Consider the following 16,474-nt stretch of genomic DNA (forward strand, 5'->3'; position numbering starts at 1 on the left):
CGAGGAGCACATCGTGAGCAAGCTGCGCAGCAGCACCGCGGCGGTGGTCGCGGACACCGTGCGCGACGGCATGACCGTCGCGGTCGGCGGCTTCGGCCTGTCCGGCAACCCGTTCGACCTGATCGAGGCCCTGCGCGACAGCGGCGCCGGTGACCTCACCGTGGTCTCCAACAACATGGGGATCGACGGCACGGGCCTGGGCCTGCTGCTGGAGACCGGGCAGGTGCGCCGGGTGATCGCCTCCTACGTCGGGGAGAACAAGCTGTTCGCCGCCCGCTACCTGGCCGGTGAGCTGGACGTCGAGTTCGTCCCGCAGGGCACGCTGGCCGAGCGGCTGCGGGCCGGCGGCGCGGGCATCCCGGCGTTCTACACCCCCACCGGGGTGGGCACGCCGGTCGCCGAGGGCAAGCCGCACGCGGACTTCGACGGCCGCACCTGCGTGCTCGAGCGCGCCATCGTCGCCGACGTCGCGCTCGTGCACGCCGCGGCCGCCGACCTCGAGGGGAACCTGGTGTTCCGGAAGACGGCGCGGAACTTCAACCCGGTGGTCGCCACCGCCGGTCGGGTGACGATCGCCGAGGCCGAGGCGGTGTCGGCGGTCCACCTCGACCCCGACCAGGTGCACACCCCCGGCGTCTTCGTGCACCACCTGGTGCAGGCCGCGCCGCGGGTCAAGCCCATCGAGCAGCGCACGGTCCGCCCGGCGCCGGAGGAGGTGGCGGTCTGATGTGGACCCGGCACGAGATGGCGGCCCGGGCGGCCGCCGAGCTGGCCGACGGCGCCTACGTCAACCTGGGCATCGGCATCCCGACGCTGGTGGTCGACCACGTCCCGCCCGGCGTCCGGGTGACGCTGCACAGCGAGAACGGTCTGCTGGGCATCGGCCCGTTCCCCTTCGCCGGCGAGGAGGACGCCGACCTGGTCAACGCCGGCAAGCAGACGGTGACCGCGGCGCCCGGGGCCAGCTACTTCGACTCGGCGACGTCCTTCGCGATGATCCGCGGCGGGCACATCGACGTCGCGGTGCTCGGCGCGATGCAGGTCTCCGCCCGCGGCGACCTGGCCAACTGGGCCATCCCCGGCGCCCTGGTCAAGGGCATGGGCGGGGCGATGGACCTGGTGGCCGGGGCCCGGCGGGTCGTGGTGCTCACCGACCACGTCGCCAAGGACGGCTCGCCGAAGGTGGTCGCCACCTGCACCCTGCCGCTGACCGGCGCCGGGGTCGTCGACCGGATCGTCACCGACCGGGCCGACTTCGACGTCACCCCCGGCGGCCTGGTGCTCACCGCCACCGCGCCCGGCGTGGACGTCGAGGAGCTGCGCCGGCTGACCGGCGCGGAGTTCACCGTGGAGCGCGCGCCCGCGGCCTGACCCGTGTGAGCGAACCCACCGACCGATCTGGTCGGTCAGCCGACCAGATCGGTCGGGAGGCGGTTACGGTCGTCCCGTGACCCGAGCGTTCCGGCAGCAGGCCGACGACCAGATCCTCGACCGGGCCGCCGCGCTGTTCGCCCAGCACGGGTACGCGCACACCTCGGTGCAGGCCGTCGCCGACGCCGTCGGGCTGTCCAAGGCCGGGCTGCTGCACCACTTCCCCACCAAGGACGCGCTGCACGCCGCGGTGCTGGCCCAGGCCGACGCCCTGGGGCGGCAGGTCCTCGACCTGGTCGAGGACCTGCCGCCGGGGCCCGAGCGCGACCGCCGGGCGGTGGAGGCGCTGACCGACGTCGCCCTGGCCCACCCCGGCCTCATCGCGCTCATGCTCAGCCCCGTCACCCAGGGGGTCGACGCGGCGCCGACCAGCGCCGGGGAGGCCGCCCTGCGCGCCTTCGGCGTCGAGCCCGGGGCCGCCGTCACCGAGCGGGTGGTCCGTGTGGTGGGCGCGCTCGCCGCCCTCGCCGTGCTGTCCCTCGCGGCCAACCAGCACTCCCAGACCACCCAGTGGCGGCCGTTCGTGGTCGCCACCTGCACCGACGCGCTCGGCCACCGCCGTCCCAGCGCCACCACGCCCAGCTCCGACCAGGTGGAGGCCTGACCCATGGCTCTGTTGTTGTCCCGACTCGGGGCGTTCTCGCACCGGCACCGGCTGGCCGTCGTGCTGGTCTGGCTGCTGGTGCTCGTCGGGGGCGGCGTGGGTGCGGCCACCCTCGCCGGCACCACCTCCAGCACCTTCTCCATCCCCGGCCAGGAGTCCACGACCGCGCTGGACCTGATCGAGGAGGACTTCGGCGCCGGCGGCAACGGCGCCACCGCCCGCGTGGTGGTGCAGTCCCCCGACGGCACCCCGCTCACCGCCGGCGCCCAGGCCGCGGCCGTGACCGACCTGGTCGCCGACCTCGGTCAGCTGCCGGGCGTGCTCTCGGCGAGCAACCCCCTGGACCCCGCCGCGCCGGCGGTCAACGCCGATCAGACCGTCGCCTACAGCACCGTCGCCTACAGCGAGCCCGTCGGCGGGGTCACCGTCGAGGAGCAGGACGCCCTCGTGGCCGCCGTCGACCAGGCGCGCGCCGCCGGGCTGACCGTCGAGATCGGCGGCGAGGCGCTGACCGAGACCCCGCACATCGGTGGGGTGGGCGAGGTCGTCGGCGTCGTGCTCGCGCTGGTCGTGCTGGCCATCACCTACGGCACCCTGGTCACCGCCGGGATGAACCTGGTGACCGCGGTGGTCGGGGTCGGCGTCGGCGTCATGGGCATCACCATCGCCACCGGGTTCCTGGACCTGACCTCGACCACCTCGGCGCTGGCCGGCATGCTGGGCCTGGCCGTCGGCATCGACTACGCCCTGTTCATCATCAGCCGCTACCGGCAGGAGCTGCGCCGCGGCGCGAGCGTCGGCACGGCCGTCGCCACCGCCGTGGGCACCGCCGGGTCCGCCGTCGTCACTGCGGGGCTGACCGTGGTCATCGCGCTGGTCGGGCTGGCCGTCGTCGGCATCCCCTTCCTGACCCAGATGGGCATCGCCGCGGCCGGCACGATCGTCGTCGCCGTGCTGGTCGCGCTCACCCTGGTGCCCGCCGGGCTGGCGCTGCTCGGCCGCCGCGCGCTGCCCCGCGCACTGCGCGACGCACCCCCCGAGACCAGCGAGGTCCCGGCCCGCGGGCGCGGCTTCCTCGCCGGCTGGGTCGCCGCGGTCACCCGGCACCGCCTGGTCGCGCTGCTGACCGCGGTGGTCGCCCTGGGGGTCGTCGCGATCCCGTTCTTCTCGATGCAGACCACGCTGGTGCAGGCCATGCCCGAGGACAGCACCCAGGCCCGCGCCGAGCAGCTGCTGGCCGCCGGGTTCGGCGAGGGCTTCAACGGCCCGCTCACCGTGCTCATCGAGGGCACCGGGGCCGCCGGGGCCGCCGCCGCGGCGAGCCCGGGCATCGCCGCCCTGCCCGACGTGGTCACCCTGACCCCGCCGGTCCCGAACGCCGACGACAGCGCGGCGCTGCTCACCGTCGTCCCGGCGTCCGGCCCGGCCACCCAGGCCACCGAGCAGCTGGTCTCCGACCTGCGCGGCCAGCTGGCCGACCTCGACGGCGTGCAGGCCTACGTCACCGGCTCCACCGCGGTCAGCGTCGACGTCTCGGAGTCCCTGGACGCCGCCCTGCCGGTCTACCTGGTGCTGGTGGTCGGCCTGGCGCTCGTCCTGCTGGTCCTGGTCTTCCGGTCGCTGCTCGTGCCGCTGGTCGGGGTGCTGGGCTTCCTGCTCACCATCGGCGCCTCGCTCGGTGCCACCGTGGCGGTGTTCCAGTGGGGCTGGCTGGCCGACGCCATCGGCGTGCCGAGCACCGGGCCGCTGCTGAGCCTGGCCCCGATCCTGGTGATCGGCATCCTGTTCGGGCTGGCCATGGACTACCAGATCTTCCTGGTCTCCCGGATGCACGAGGCGCACAGCCACGGCGTCGCCCCGCTGGACGCCGTGCGCACGGGCTTCCGGCAGGCCGCCCCGGTCGTGGTCGCCGCCGCGCTGATCATGTTCGCGGTGTTCGCCGGGTTCTTCACCGGCGACGAGGCCACGATCAAGACGATCGCCTTCGCGCTGGCGACCGGCATCCTCGTCGACGCGTTCGTCGTCCGGATGGTGGTCGTGCCCGCCGCGCTGGCGCTGCTCGGCGAGCGGGCCTGGTGGTTGCCCCGCTGGCTGGGCTGGCTCCCCCGGCTCGACGTCGAGGGCGCCGCGCTGGAGCGCCGGACCGACCCCACCCCCGAGCCGGTGGGCGCCGGCGCCCGCTGAGCCCGACCGACCGCCGCGGCCGGGGATGTCACATCCCCGGCCGCGGCGGTGCTCTCTGGGCATGGACCTCGTCGGGCACGGGCGACCGGGCGTCGTGGTGGACCTCGCGGTCCGCGCACGGGGCCCGGCGCGAGAGGGTGGCGCGGTGACGGACGGCGCGGTGCGGGGTGACCTGGCCGAGGTGTTCCGCCGCGACTACCAGCGGGTCGTCGGCGTCGCCGCCCGGGTGCTCGGCTCGCGCGACGAGGCCGAGGACGTCGCCCAGGAGACGTTCCTGGCCTTCGGCCGGTCCACCGTGCCCGCCGGTGAGGCGACCGGCTGGCTGGCCGTGGCCGCCGCGCACACCGCGCTGAACCTGATCCGCTCGGGCCGCCGCCGCGCGTCCCGGGAGGAAGCGGTGGCCGCGGCCACCGAGACCGTGGCCCCCGACGTCGCCGAGGCGGTGCTCACCCGTGAGGACCGCAGCCGCGTGCGCGCCGGTCTCGCCCGGCTGCCGCAGAAGCAGGCCGTGGCCCTGGTGCTGCGGCACAGCGGCCTGTCCTACGCCGAGGTGGCCGCGGCCCTCGACATGTCCCCCGGCAGCGTCGGCACCACCGTCCGCCGCGCCGAGTCCGCCCTGCGCAAGGAGCTGATCCGTCATGCGTCATCCGAATGAGGGCGTGCTGCGCCGGCTCGTCGACGAGCCCGCCGGCGTCTCCGACGCCGACCGCACCCACGTCGCCGGCTGCGCCACCTGCCTCACCGCGCTGGCCACCGTCCGCGACGACGCCGCCGTCGTGGGCTCGGCCCTGCACGCCGGGGGTCCCGACGCCGACCGGTCCGCCGCCTGGCAGCGGCTGACCACCGGCCTCGCCGGCACCCCCCGCCCGGCCCGGGCCCGCAGCCGCCGCTCCCGCGCGCTGCTGCGCCGCCCGGTCGTGGCCGGCGTCGCCGTCGGCGTCGTCCTGGCCGGTGCCGGCACCGCGGCCGCCAACGACTGGCTGCCGGTCTTCCGCACCGAGGCCGTCCAGCCGGTGGCCTTCGACACCGCCGACCTCGTGTCGCTGCCCGACCTCTCCGGGTTCGGCGACCTCGCCGTCGCCGGCGAGCCGGACGTGCACGCCGTCGCCGACGCCGCCGCCGCGGCCGCGGAGAGCGGGCTCATGGTGCCGGAGGTGACCGAGCTGCCCGACGGCATCTCCGGCGCCCCGACGTACCAGGTGGGCGACCAGGTCACCGCCACGTTCACCTACTCCGCCGCCCGGGCCGCCGCGACGGCCGCGGCCGCCGGTGAGCAGCTGCCCCCGACCTCCGACGAGCTCGACGGCAGCGCGGTGCAGCTGGTCGCCGGGCCCGGCGTCGCGCAGGTCTTCTCCTCCGGCACCGGCGTTCCCGGGCTGGTCGTCGGCCGCGCCGTGGCACCCACGGCGTCGTCCACCGGCGTCCCGTTCGAGACGCTGCGCGACCACCTGCTGTCGCTGCCCGGCCTGCCCGACGACGTCGCGGCGCAGCTGGCCACCTTCACCGCCGACGGCGGCACGCTGCCGCTGCCGGTGCCCAGCGACCGGGTGACCACCTCCGCGACCGACGTCGACGGCGTGCCGGCCACGGTGCTCGAGACCCGCGACGGGCTGCTGTCGGCCGTGGTCTGGGTGTCCGAGGGCACGGTGACCGTCGTGGCCGGTTCGCTCGACTCCGACGAGGTGCTCGAGGTCGCCCGGGAGCTGCGGTGACGGCAGCAGGACCGGCCGGCGCCGCTGCGGCGCTGGCCGACCTGCCGCCGGGCCCGGCCGTCTGGTGCTCCGGGCTGCGCAAGCGGTACGGGAGGCAGCAGGCGGTGAGCGACGTGTCGCTGGAGGTCGGCCGCGGCGAGGTCGTCGGGCTGCTCGGTCCCAACGGCGCCGGCAAGACGTCGGTGATCAAGATGCTGCTGGGCCTGGTGCGGCCCGACGCCGGTGAGGTGCTGCTGCTCGGGCAGGACGCCCGGCAGCCGTCGTCCCGGGCGCGGGTGGGCTACCTGCCCGAGCTGTTCCGCTACCAGCCCTGGCTGACCCCCACCGAGGTGCTCGCCCTGCACGTGCGGCTCTCCGGCCTCGACGTCGGCGCGGCGCAGCAGCGCGAGTGCCTGGCGCTGGTGGGCCTGGCCGACCGGGCGCACGACCGGCTGGGCGGTTTCTCCAAGGGCATGCAGCAGCGGCTGGGGCTGGCGGTCGCGCTGGTCGCCGACCCCGAGCTGGTGGTGCTCGACGAGCCGACCAGCGCCCTGGACCCCCTCGGCCGGGTCGACGTCCGCGACATCGTGCTGGCGCTGCGCGAGCGCGGCGTCGCGGTGCTGCTCAACTCGCACCTGATCGGCGAGGTCGAGCGGGTCTGCGACCGGGTGGTCATCCTCGACCGCGGCCGGGTCGCCGCCGCCGGCACCCTCGCCGAGCTGCTCGGCCAGCGCGAGGTGCGGCTGCACCTGACCGACCTGCCGCCCGGCGCGACCGGGCGGCTGGCCGCGGCCGGCCCGGTCGAGCGCGAGGGCGAGTGGTTCACCGTGGCGCTGCCCGCCGACGACGCCGGGACGGCGGTGCCCGACCTGGTCGGCGACCTGGTCGCGCTCGGCGTGCGGGTGCACGCGGTCGAGCCGGTGCGGATCAGCCTCGAGGAGCGCCTGCTGGGCATCCTGCGGTCGGCCCACGAGGAGACGGCGTGAGCGCGGCCCGCACCGTCGTCACCATCGCCGCGCTCACCCTGCGCGAGGCGACCCGCCGCCGGGTGCTGCTGGCCCTGGCGGTGCTCACCGTGCTGCTGCTGGCGCTGTCCGCCTGGGGCTTCTCCCGACTGGCCGCCGAGGGGCTCACCAGCGGCGAGGCCGAGCTCACCGCCTCGGTGGTGCTCAACCTGGTGATGTTCGGCTTCAGCCTCATCGCCGCGCTGGGCACCGCGTTCCTGGCCGGGCCGACGCTGGCCGGTGAGACCGAGTCCGGGGTCGCGCTCGCGGTGCTGGCCCGGCCGGTGCAGCGCTGGGCGTTCCTGCTGGGCAAGCTCGCCGGGCTGGTGGCCTTCGGCGCCGGGTTCGTCGTGGTCGCCGGGTTCGCCGAGCTGCTCGTCGTGCAGGCGACCGTGGGCTACTGGCCGCCCGACCCGGCGGTCGCGCTCGGCCTGCTCGCCGCCCAGACGGTCGTGCTGCTCACCCTCACCGTGCTGCTGTCGACCGCCATCTCGCCGATGGCCTCGGGCGTGGTCGCCGTCGGGCTGTTCTGCACGACCTGGGTGGCCGGGGTGGTCGGCGGCATCGGCGCCGGGCTGGGCAACGACGCCGTCGAGCGGGTGGGCACCGTGTCGCGGGTGCTGCTGCCCACCGACGGGCTGTGGCGCGGCGCGATGCACGCCTTCCAGGACCCCTCGGCGCTGGTGCAGTTCGGCGGCGGCGCGGAGGCCGGGGCCTTCCCGTTCCTCAGCCAGACGGCGCTGAGCCCGGCGTACCTGGCCTGGGCCGCGCTGTGGGTGCTGATGGTCGGTGGCCTGGCCGCGCTGGCGTTCTCCCGCCGCGACCTCTGACCGCCCCCGCGTGCCCGGCCGGTCGGGCCGGGCACGCGGGTGCGCGTCAGTCGTCGAACTCGAAGACGGTGGTGCTGTCGTACACCTCGCCCGGACGCAGCTCCGTGGACGGGAAGTCCGGCTGGTTGGGCGAGTCCGGGAAGTGCTGGGTCTCCAGGGCCAGGCCGTCGCCCTGCCGGTAGGTGCCCCCGCCGGTGCCCACGAGGGTGCCGTCGAGGAAGTTGCCCGAGTAGAACTGCAGCCCCGGCTCGGTGGTCGAGATGGTCAGCGTGCGGCCGCTGTCGGGGTCGTGGAGCACCGCCGCCCTCTCCAGCCCGTCCGCGGCGTCCGAGCCCTCGCGGTCGCCGTCGTCCGCCCGGTCGAGGACCCAGTTGTGGTCGTACCCCTGGCCGTACAGCAGCTGCTGGTCGGCCTGCCGGATGCGCTCGCCGATCGCCACCGGCGTCCGGAAGTCGAACGGCGTGCCCTCGACCGGCGCCACCTCGCCGGTGGGGATCAGCGTCTCGTCGACCGGGGTGTAGCCGCTGGCGGCGATCTGCAGCTCGTGGTCGTTGATGGTGCCCGAGCCCTCGCCGGCGAGGTTCCAGTACGAGTGCTGGGTCAGGTTGACCACGGTCGGTGCGTCGGTGGTCGCCCGGTACTGCACGGTCAGCGCGCCCTCGGCGTCGAGCCGGTAGGTCACGGTGGTGGCCAGGGTGCCGGGGAACCCCTGGTCGCCGGCGGGGCTCACCAGGTCCAGCTGGAGGGCCGCGGTGTGCTCGTCGCCGACCGACCGTGCCGCCCACACCCGGTCGTCGAACCCGTCGGGCCCGCCGTGCAGGGTGTTCGGGCCGTCGTTGAGCGGCAGCTGGTACCGGGCGCCGTCAAGCTCGAACGTGCCGGCGGCGATGCGGTTGCCGTACCGGCCGATGATCGAGCCGAAGTAGGGGTCGGTGTCCGCCGCGTAGCCGGCCACGTCCGGGAAGCCGAGGACGACGTTCTCCGCCTCGCCCCACCGGTCGGGCACCTCCAGGGTCTGGATGACGCCGCCGTAGGTGAGCACCTGCATGGTCACGCCGCCGTTGCTGAGCGTCCAGCGCTCCACGGGCGTGCCGTCGGGGGCGGCGCCGAACGGCTCGACGGTGGCCTCGGCTCCGACTCCCCCGCCACCGCCGTCGCCGTCGCCGTCGCCGTTGCCGGTGGCGCCGGCGGGAGAGGCGGCGGCGCTGAGCAGCACGCCGGCGCTGACCACGGCCACCGCGGGCGCGGCGACGGCGGGCCAGCGGCGCCGGCGGGGGCGGCCGGCCGGGAGGTCAGGGGTGATCGTGCGTTCGGGCATGGGGGACTCCGTTGTCCGTTGCGTGGTTCCACCGGCGTTCTCGCGCGGTGGCCGGGCACGACGGACCCCGTACCAGGAGCTGTGCCGGGGATCGTGCCCACGTGCAGTCCTCGAACGGCACCGACCGTAGGGAGGCCGCCGGAGAGCTGTCAACCGGCCCGGTGGCAGCCGGGCTCGTAGCCTGGGGAGGGTGACCGTCGCACCGCACTCACCGCTCGTCCTGGACAGCTCCTTCGCCCGGGAGCTGCCGGAGATGGCCGTCCCGTGGCAGGCCGAGGCCGCCCCCGACCCGCGGCTGCTCGTGCTCGACGAGCCGCTGGCCGCCGAACTGGGGCTGGACGCCGCGTGGCTGCGCAGCCCGGACGGCGTCGCGCTGCTCACGGGCTCGGGCGTCCCGGCCGGGGCCACCCCGGTGGCGATGGCCTACGCCGGCCACCAGTTCGGCGGGTACAGCCCGCGGCTGGGCGACGGTCGCGCCCTGCTGCTGGGCGAGCTCACCGACCCAGCGGGCCGGGTGCACGACCTGCACCTCAAGGGCTCCGGGCGCACGCCGTTCGCCCGCGGCGGCGACGGCCTGGCCGCGGTCGGCCCGATGCTGCGCGAGTACGTCGTCAGTGCCGCGATGGCCGCCCTGGGCATCCCCACCACCCGCTCGCTGGCGGTGGTGGCCACCGGGCGCACGGTGCGGCGGGAGACCCCGCTGCCCGGCGCCGTCCTGGCCCGGCTCGCCGGCAGCCACCTGCGGGTGGGCAGCTTCCAGTACGCCGCGGCCTCCGGTGACGTCGCGCTGCTGCGCCGGCTCGCCGACGTCGCGATCGCCCGGCACCACCCGGCGGCCGCGGACGCCGAGCAGCCGTACCTCGCGCTGTACGAGGCGGTGGTGACCGCGCAGGCGCAGCTGGTGGCGCGGTGGATGCAGGTGGGCTTCGTGCACGGGGTGCTCAACACCGACAACGTGACGATCTCCGGGGAGACCATCGACTACGGCCCGTGCGCCTTCCTCGACGCGTACGACCCGGCGACGGTCTACAGCTCGATCGACACCGGCGGTCGCTACGCCTTCGGCAACCAGCCCGTGGTCACCGAGTGGAACCTGGCCCGGCTGGCCGAGGCGCTGCTGCCGCTGTTCGCCGACGACCAGGAGGCGGCGGTCGCCTTGGCCGTGCCCGCGCTCGAGCGTTTCCGGCCGCAGTACGGCGCCGCGATGATCGCCGGCTGGGCAGCCAAGCTGGGCCTGCCCGACGGGCTGGACGACGCCGTGGCCGCCCAGCTGGTCGAGGACCTGCTCGCCCTGCTGCAGGCCGACCACGTCGACCTCACCTCGTTCTGCCGGGCCCTGGCCGGCGCCGGCCGCGGCGACGTCGAGGGAGTGCGGAACCTGTTCCTGGACCTGGCCGGGTTCGACGCGTGGCTGGCCTCCTGGCGCGCGTCGGGTCCGGACGCCGACGCGATGGACCGGGTCAACCCGGTCTACATCCCGCGCAACCACCTGGTCGAGGAGGCGCTGACCGCCGCGACCGACGGCGACCTGGACCCGCTGCACCGGCTGCTGGCCGTGCTGGCCGACCCGTTCACCCCGCGCCCGGGCCTGGAGCGGTACGCCGCACCGGCGCCGGTCGACTTCGGTGCGTACCGCACGTTCTGCGGCACCTGATCCGGCGTGACCGGCCGCGGCCCGGGGTACCGCGGCGTCCATGAGCGGGAAGAGCGCGGAGGACTACGCGGCCGACTACACCGAGCCCGAGCTGCGAGCGCGGCTCAAGGAGGAGATCAAGGCCGGTGACCGGGGCGGCCGGCCGGGCCAGTGGAGCGCCCGCAAGAGCCAGCTGCTGGCCACCGAGTACGAGGAGCAGGGCGGCGGTTACGTGCACGACGGCGAGCGCACCCCCGCCCAGCAGCACCTGTCGGAGTGGACGGCGCAGGACTGGCACACCGCCGACACGGGCACCGCCGAGCGCGGCGAGCACGAGACGGCCCGCTACCTGCCCGACGCCGCCTGGGCGCTGCTCAGCGACGAGGAGAAGAAGGCCACCGACTCGGCGAAGCGGCACGGCGAGCACCAGCACGTGCCCAACACCGACGCCGCCAAGGAGGCCCGCAAGGCCGCCGAGCTGATCGACGCCTCGGCGCCCGAGGCGCGGGAGAAGGTGCGGGAGATGCACGGGGACGCCCAGCTCGACCGCGCCGAGAGGGCCGAGGAGGAGCTCGGGAAGCACCGGAAGACGGTGCTCGCCGAGATCGAGCGCCAGCGCTCGGCGGAGTAGACCGGCACCCGGGGCGCCCGCCCCGGGTGCCGCCGATTCAGCTCTCGTCCTGCTCGTTCTCGTCGGGCTCGTTCTCGTCCTGCTCGTTCTCGTCGGGCTCGTTCTCGTTGCCGCCCTGCTCGTTCTCGTCCTGCTCGTTCTCGTCCCCGCCGGTGCCGTCGTCACCTCCCTGGCCGCCGTCCGCGGGCTGGCTCGAGGCCGGGGCGTCGTCGGTGGGCTGCTGGGCATCGCCGTCACCGCCGCAGGCGGTGAGCAGAGGACTGGCGACGAGGGCGAGGCCCACGACGGCGTGGCGCCAACGACGCACAGGACGGGACGAGGACACGGGCACTCCTGGCATTCACGGAACGGGACCACGAGGAGGTGCCCGGCTCCCCCGCCGTCCACGCACCGGACCGTCCAGGGTGACGGGCCGCACACGTGGGTGAGCCGGGGCCATGGCCGACACCCAGGACGGACCCGACCTGCACCCGGTGACCCGCGAGCTCGCGAGTGGCCCCGACCACGCGGCCATCAGCAGCCTGCTCCCCGACGGGAGGATCCAGACGCACCACATCTGGGGCGGGGTCGAGGGCGACCGGCTCTACGTCAACACCGAGCCGCACCGGCAGGAGTCCAAGGACCTCGAGCGCGACCCCCGGGTCACCCTCGCCCTCCGCGATGCGGGCAACCCCTACCGGTACGCCGAAGTGCGCGGCCGGGTGGTGGGCACCGAGCGCGGACAGTCCGCGCGGGACCAGATCGACCAACTGTCGCAGGAGCACGACGGCAAGCCGTACCCGCCCGAGCAGATCAAGACCGAGCGGGTCACCGTGTGGATCGAGCCGGAGCGCCAGACGATCGCCGGCTGAGCCGCGCGACCGGGCGTGCACCGCCCGCCGGACTTGCCGCGTCGGTGGCCGCGCTGTGCAACGCCGGGAGCCGGACTCGCCGCTGATCGAGGGGCCCGGCCCTCGAGGTCGTCGTGAGCACCTGACGCGCCGGCTCGCATGGCCCGTCGCGGTCGTCGACTGCTGCCTCACGAGGCCCCTGCTGAGCAGTGCCGGTCGTCGGTCGGCGTCGGGTCCCGGCTCGGCTGTTGGACGTCGGACCGCGGACGCCGGACGCCTGCAGGACGTCCCGGAACTGTCGTACCCCGAACGTACGTTCGACCCATGACGTCGACCGCCTACCCGCCCCGCCCCCGCGGGCCGGTGGTCGAGGACTGGTCGGAGCTGCCCGATCGGTCGGTGTGGCCACACGAGTGGCTGGCTGATGAGTTGCAGGCCTTGCAGCGGCGGCGGGCCGTGGACGCCGCGGAGGAGGCCGAGCTGATCCTGGGCCTGGCCGCCCAACGACCCGCGTCGGCCGATCCCGACGGGCCGGGGGCGCGGCGGCCGGGCTGGACGGCCGATGGCGAGCCGGGGGTCAGTGAGTTCTTCCTGGCCGAGCTGTCGGTGATCCTCAACCTCGGGCGCGGCACCGCCGCGCACCGGCTGAAGCGGGCGCTGACCTGGCGGCACAAGCTCCCGCGCACCCTCGCCGCGCTCAAGGCCGGGTTGATCGACGAACGGCGGGCCGACGCACTGGCCGACGTGCTCGCCCACACCTGCGCCGACGTCGCCGGGCAGGTGGAGGCTGCGCTGCTGTCCGAGGCCCGGGACCTGTCGGTGTACCGGCTGCGTGACCGGGCCGGTGCGCTGATGCTGCAGCTGGACTCCGCCGCCGCCGAAGAGCGCCGCCAGGAGGCCGAGCGCACCGCCGACGTGCACCTCCACCCCTCGGGTGTGGCGGGCCGGGCGACGCTGGCGGTGGACCTGCCCACCGACGAGGCCGCCGAGTGCCTGGACCTGATCGACCAGCTGGCCCGCATGCTCAAAGCCGACGGCGACCCCCGCCCCATCGGGCAGCTGCGCGCCTGTGTGCACTCCGCGCTGATCCGCCGCCCCGCCGACAACGGCCTGCCGCTGGTCGCCGCGAACCTGCGGATCACCGCCAGCCTGGACTCCCTCACCGGCGCCAGCAGCGCCCCCGGTGAGGTCAACGGGCTACCCATCACCGCCGCCCACCTACGCGAACTGCTCGCCCGCGTCGCCGCCCTCGGGCTCACCACCCCCGACGGCGGCACCCTCACCTACGCCATCACCGGCCCCGACGGCCGCCTGCTGGCCACGATGACCCCCGTCGATCTGGCCCGCCGCGGCTGCCCCGACCACCCCGACGACGCCACCGCTGCGGGCGATGGCGACCGCAGCGGTGCTCACAAGCGCGACGATGCCGGCACCGAGGTCGAGGCGGTCGAGGGCGAGGCGGTCGACGACGAGGTGGCAGAAGCGTGCAGCTGCCCGGTCCTCGGACCACCGCCGCCGACCCACGCCTACGCCCCCACCGACCGGCAACGCGCCTTCGTCACCACCCGCGACCAGCGCTGCCGCTTCCCCAACTGCGGCCAACGCACCGGCCAGGCAGACCTCGACCACGTCACCGCCCACGCCGACGGCGGAGCCACCGACTGCACCAACCTGTGCTGCCTGTGCCGCTCCCACCACCGACTCAAGACCCTCGCCCGCGGCTGGCACTTCCGCCTCACCGACGACGGCACCCTCCACGTCAACACACCGACCGGCGTCACCCGCACCACCCGACCACCCGAACTCCGACCACCCGGACTCCGACCACCCGAACCGGCCCCCGGCAGTCCACCGACCGACACGCACCCGCCCGAGCAGCCACCTCCGACCGACGACCCGCCGCCCTTCTGAGCACCGGTCATGCCCTCCATCGGGCACGTCCACGAACCGCCGACGCCCGTGCGAACGTGGCCGACGGGGCGCTGGAGCCGGCACAGCGCACCGTCGGTGACGGGCAGCTCCTACCTCGGGGCTCACCTGCTGATGCGCTGTGCCGGTTCCCGCTGCGCACCGCGTGGCCGTCCTGCTCCGAGGCACCGGTGATCGTCCCTCGGCGCCGGCGACTCACAGCGCTCCCGCACCTCGCGGACAGCGCGAGCGCTGTGGGTCTGCATCGTCGTCCGCGGCGGAATCCCCCGGGCGCCGGCCCGCGCCTTGCGCGCCGGTTCAGCGCCCGGCGGTCAGCGCCCCCACCACGGCCGAACCGAGCGAGGTCGTGCCGCTCACCCAGATGGGCCGGGCGTGGTCGGGCCAGCGCACCCGGGCCACCACCATGCTGGCGGCGTGCAGGAGGTCGGTGCCGGCGCCGGCCAGCACCACCGCCCGGGTCGGGCGCACCAGCGTGAGCACGTGCTGGGCCACCAACCGGGCGCCGAGCACCCGGACGATCCAGGCGTCCGGTTCCGGCCCACCGCCGCAGACCAGCCGCGTCACGTCGCCCGGCCGCAGCAGCATCGCCGCCCCCCACAGCCCCCACGGAACGGCGACCAGCCGGGTGACCCGGCGGCTCGTGGTGCTGGTGCGACGTGCGCTCATGCCCTGTCCCTGCTCTCGAGTGACCCCGGTACGACCCACCGGGTCGAGGTCGGCGGACGGCGGTCCCCTGCGGATACCCGGGCCGCCCCCGCCGAACCGAACGGGCGGGTCACTCGCCGGTCATCGCCCACCGGGCAGCCGGGTCACGGGTGCGCCGTCTCGTGCTGGCGGTGCTCCTCCGACCGCCGGCGGCGCTCGGCCGCCTCCTCGTCCCGGCGGTCGTGTCGCCAGTCCAGCAGGCCGATGACCAGCGCGGCCAGCGCGCCGACGACGGCGACCGCGAGCGCGGCCGCGGCGGCCAGCGGGTAGCGCTGGTCGGTCGAGCTCAGCACCAGGTAGAACAACCCCGGCAGCGCGGCCGTGCCGATCGCCCCGCCGAACCGCTGGAAGGTCTGCAGCGCGCCACCGGCCGAGCCCGCCATCTCCACCGGGACGTCGCGCAGGGTCAGCGTCACGTTGGGCGAGATGACGAAGCCGCCGCCGATGCCGGCCAGCAGCAGCGTGGGCGCGATCGCCCAGCCGGTGACCCCGGCCGGCACGGTGGCGATGACGATCGCCGTCGCGGTCAGGCCGACGGCCACGCCGGTCAGGCCCATGACGGTCAGCGCGCGCCCGTACCGCTCGACCAGCCGGCCGGCGATCACCGCCGCCGACGCCGAGCCCACCGCGAACGGCGTGACCGCAAGCCCGGACTGCAGCGGCGTCCAGCCCAACCCGGTCTGGAAGAACAGCGCGAAGGTCAGCCAGATGCCGCTGAACCCGACGAAGTAGACGGTGCCCAGCGCCACCCCGGGCGCGTAACCGCGGGTGCGGGTCACCAGCCGCGGATCGAAGACCGGGTCCTTGCCGCGCGCGACCACCCGCTGCTCCCAGCGGACGAAGGCCACGAGCAGGACGACGCCGACCGGGAAGCACCACCAGTAGCGGGTCAGCCCGCCGGACTCGGCCTGTACCAGCGGGAAGAGCAGGGCCAGCGCGCCGGTGCCCAGCAGCAGCACCCCGGGGACGTCGATCCGCCCGTGGCCGCGGGAGTCGCGCGCGGGGATGAGCCGGAGGGCGAGCACGAGAGCGATGACGCCGATCGGCACGTTGACGTAGAAGATCCACCGCCAGCCGTCCGGCCCCGACGCCAGCGCGAGCAGCGTGCCACCGACCACCGGGCCGACGGCGGTGGAGATGCCGACCGTGGCACCGAAGAAGCCGAAGGCCCGGCCGCGCTCGGGGCCACGGAACAGCTGCTGGATCAGCGCGGAGTTCTGCGGGGCCAGGCAGCCGGCCGCCACGCCCTGGGCGAGCCGGGCGGCGATCAGCCACCCCGCCGACGGTGCAGCCCCGGCAGCAGCGCTGCACGCGACGAAGGCGACCAGGCCGATGAGGAACATGCGGCGGCGGCCGAAGGCGTCGCCGAGCCGGCCGGCCGGGACCAGCGCGATGCCGAAGGTCAGCGCGTACCCCGACACCACCCACTGCACGGTCGCCGGCGAGGCGCCCAGGCTCTCCTGCAGGGAGGGCAGGGCGACGGAGACGATGCTGACGTCGAGCAGGGTCATGAACCCGACGACGAGGGTCACCCACAGCGCCTTCCAGCGCTTGGGATCGGCGCCGGCGGGCGCGTCCTGCCGGTCCTGCGTCGTCTCGCTCATCGGTGCCCTCTCGGGGTCGTGCCCGGGAGGGCCTGTCTGTCGGGGCGCCGGCCCCCGCACGCAGCGGGGGCCGGCGCGGG

The 16,474-nt window shown here is 75.4% G+C and carries 16 protein-coding genes; 12 read left to right on the plus strand and 4 right to left on the minus strand.

The window, feature by feature from the left end:
• Positions 1-13 precede the first annotated feature (13 nt).
• The 8 genes from ACGBYP_RS12465 to ACGBYP_RS12500 all read left to right on the plus strand — a co-directional run bounded on the left by ACGBYP_RS12465 (position 14) and on the right by ACGBYP_RS12500 (position 7,744).
• Positions 14-727, plus strand: a complete 714-nt coding sequence (locus ACGBYP_RS12465) for a CoA transferase subunit A (protein ID WP_411584481.1) — start codon at positions 14-16, stop codon at positions 725-727.
• Positions 727-1,371, plus strand: coding sequence for a 3-oxoacid CoA-transferase subunit B (locus tag ACGBYP_RS12470; protein WP_411584483.1), 645 nt, complete (start codon positions 727-729; stop codon positions 1,369-1,371). The genes ACGBYP_RS12465 and ACGBYP_RS12470 overlap by 1 nt, the downstream gene beginning before the upstream one ends.
• 76 nt (positions 1,372-1,447) lie before the next feature.
• Positions 1,448-2,035 carry a TetR/AcrR family transcriptional regulator gene (locus ACGBYP_RS12475; RefSeq protein ID WP_411584485.1) on the plus strand — a complete coding sequence of 196 codons (588 nt, stop codon included), beginning with the start codon at positions 1,448-1,450 and terminating at the stop codon, positions 2,033-2,035.
• Between the two features lie 3 nt (positions 2,036-2,038).
• Positions 2,039-4,219, plus strand: coding sequence for an MMPL family transporter (locus tag ACGBYP_RS12480; RefSeq protein ID WP_411584487.1), 2,181 nt, complete (start codon positions 2,039-2,041; stop codon positions 4,217-4,219).
• Positions 4,220-4,364: 145 nt separating this feature from the next.
• Positions 4,365-4,874, plus strand: coding sequence for a sigma-70 family RNA polymerase sigma factor (locus tag ACGBYP_RS12485; protein WP_411584489.1), 510 nt, complete (start codon positions 4,365-4,367; stop codon positions 4,872-4,874).
• Positions 4,858-5,931, plus strand: a complete 1,074-nt coding sequence (locus tag ACGBYP_RS12490; RefSeq protein ID WP_411584491.1) for a hypothetical protein — start codon at positions 4,858-4,860, stop codon at positions 5,929-5,931. The genes ACGBYP_RS12485 and ACGBYP_RS12490 overlap by 17 nt, the downstream gene beginning before the upstream one ends.
• On the plus strand, positions 5,928-6,896 hold the full coding sequence (locus ACGBYP_RS12495; protein ID WP_411584493.1) for an ABC transporter ATP-binding protein: 969 nt from the start codon (positions 5,928-5,930) through the stop codon (positions 6,894-6,896). The genes ACGBYP_RS12490 and ACGBYP_RS12495 overlap by 4 nt, the downstream gene beginning before the upstream one ends.
• Entirely contained in the window at positions 6,893-7,744 is an 852-nt protein-coding gene (locus ACGBYP_RS12500) for an ABC transporter permease (protein ID WP_411584495.1), read from the plus strand. The genes ACGBYP_RS12495 and ACGBYP_RS12500 overlap by 4 nt, the downstream gene beginning before the upstream one ends.
• Before the next feature lie 46 nt (positions 7,745-7,790).
• Here the strand turns inward: ACGBYP_RS12500 and ACGBYP_RS12505 are convergent, their stop codons facing one another.
• A complete protein-coding gene (locus ACGBYP_RS12505; protein ID WP_411584497.1) occupies positions 7,791-9,062 on the minus strand; it encodes an aldose epimerase family protein in 1,272 nt (423 codons plus the stop codon).
• Between the two features lie 190 nt (positions 9,063-9,252).
• Between ACGBYP_RS12505 and ACGBYP_RS12510 the strand changes: the two genes are divergently transcribed.
• The gene (locus ACGBYP_RS12510; RefSeq protein ID WP_411584499.1) at positions 9,253-10,716 is read left to right on the plus strand and encodes a protein adenylyltransferase SelO; all 1,464 of its coding nucleotides are present in this window, start codon (positions 9,253-9,255) and stop codon (positions 10,714-10,716) included.
• A 40-nt stretch (positions 10,717-10,756) separates the two neighbouring features.
• Positions 10,757-11,326, plus strand: coding sequence for a hypothetical protein (locus ACGBYP_RS12515; protein ID WP_411584501.1), 570 nt, complete (start codon positions 10,757-10,759; stop codon positions 11,324-11,326).
• Positions 11,327-11,363: 37 nt separating this feature from the next.
• Here the strand turns inward: ACGBYP_RS12515 and ACGBYP_RS12520 are convergent, their stop codons facing one another.
• Complete coding sequence (locus ACGBYP_RS12520) at positions 11,364-11,633, minus strand: hypothetical protein (protein ID WP_411584503.1); 270 nt, start codon at positions 11,631-11,633, stop codon at positions 11,364-11,366.
• Positions 11,634-11,763: 130 nt separating this feature from the next.
• Here ACGBYP_RS12520 and ACGBYP_RS12525 point away from each other — a divergent pair, with 130 nt between their 5' ends.
• Both ACGBYP_RS12525 and ACGBYP_RS12530 read left to right on the plus strand, forming a co-directional pair.
• Entirely contained in the window at positions 11,764-12,177 is a 414-nt protein-coding gene (locus ACGBYP_RS12525) for a TIGR03618 family F420-dependent PPOX class oxidoreductase (RefSeq protein ID WP_411584505.1), read from the plus strand.
• Positions 12,178-12,480: 303 nt separating this feature from the next.
• Entirely contained in the window at positions 12,481-14,067 is a 1,587-nt protein-coding gene (locus ACGBYP_RS12530) for a DUF222 domain-containing protein (protein WP_411584507.1), read from the plus strand.
• Between the two features lie 315 nt (positions 14,068-14,382).
• On the opposite strand, the gene ACGBYP_RS12535 is transcribed toward ACGBYP_RS12530, so the two are convergent.
• Both ACGBYP_RS12535 and ACGBYP_RS12540 read right to left on the minus strand, forming a co-directional pair.
• Positions 14,383-14,751 (minus strand): hypothetical protein, encoded by a 369-nt coding sequence (locus ACGBYP_RS12535; protein WP_411584509.1) that lies wholly within the window; start codon positions 14,749-14,751, stop codon positions 14,383-14,385.
• A gap of 143 nt (positions 14,752-14,894) precedes the next feature.
• Positions 14,895-16,394, minus strand: a complete 1,500-nt coding sequence (locus tag ACGBYP_RS12540; RefSeq protein WP_411584511.1) for an MFS transporter — start codon at positions 16,392-16,394, stop codon at positions 14,895-14,897.
• Positions 16,395-16,474: the final 80 nt, after the last annotated feature.

This window comes from Modestobacter sp. SSW1-42 (assembly GCF_046635825.1).
Lineage (GTDB): Bacteria > Actinomycetota > Actinomycetes > Mycobacteriales > Geodermatophilaceae > Modestobacter.

Bases quoted from the DNA above. Each gene is read 5' to 3' on its own strand.
- ACGBYP_RS12515 (WP_411584501.1), top strand. From the start codon at position 10,757: ATGAGCGGGAAGAGCGCGGAGGACTACGCGGCCGACTACACCGAGCCC.
- ACGBYP_RS12505 (WP_411584497.1), bottom strand. From the start codon at position 9,062: ATGCCCGAACGCACGATCACCCCTGACCTCCCGGCCGGCCGCCCCCGC.
- ACGBYP_RS12490 (WP_411584491.1), top strand. From the start codon at position 4,858: ATGCGTCATCCGAATGAGGGCGTGCTGCGCCGGCTCGTCGACGAGCCC.
- ACGBYP_RS12530 (WP_411584507.1), top strand. From the start codon at position 12,481: ATGACGTCGACCGCCTACCCGCCCCGCCCCCGCGGGCCGGTGGTCGAG.
- ACGBYP_RS12535 (WP_411584509.1), bottom strand. From the start codon at position 14,751: ATGAGCGCACGTCGCACCAGCACCACGAGCCGCCGGGTCACCCGGCTG.
- ACGBYP_RS12480 (WP_411584487.1), top strand. From the start codon at position 2,039: ATGGCTCTGTTGTTGTCCCGACTCGGGGCGTTCTCGCACCGGCACCGG.
- ACGBYP_RS12525 (WP_411584505.1), top strand. From the start codon at position 11,764: ATGGCCGACACCCAGGACGGACCCGACCTGCACCCGGTGACCCGCGAG.
- ACGBYP_RS12540 (WP_411584511.1), bottom strand. From the start codon at position 16,394: ATGAGCGAGACGACGCAGGACCGGCAGGACGCGCCCGCCGGCGCCGAT.
- ACGBYP_RS12470 (WP_411584483.1), top strand. From the start codon at position 727: ATGTGGACCCGGCACGAGATGGCGGCCCGGGCGGCCGCCGAGCTGGCC.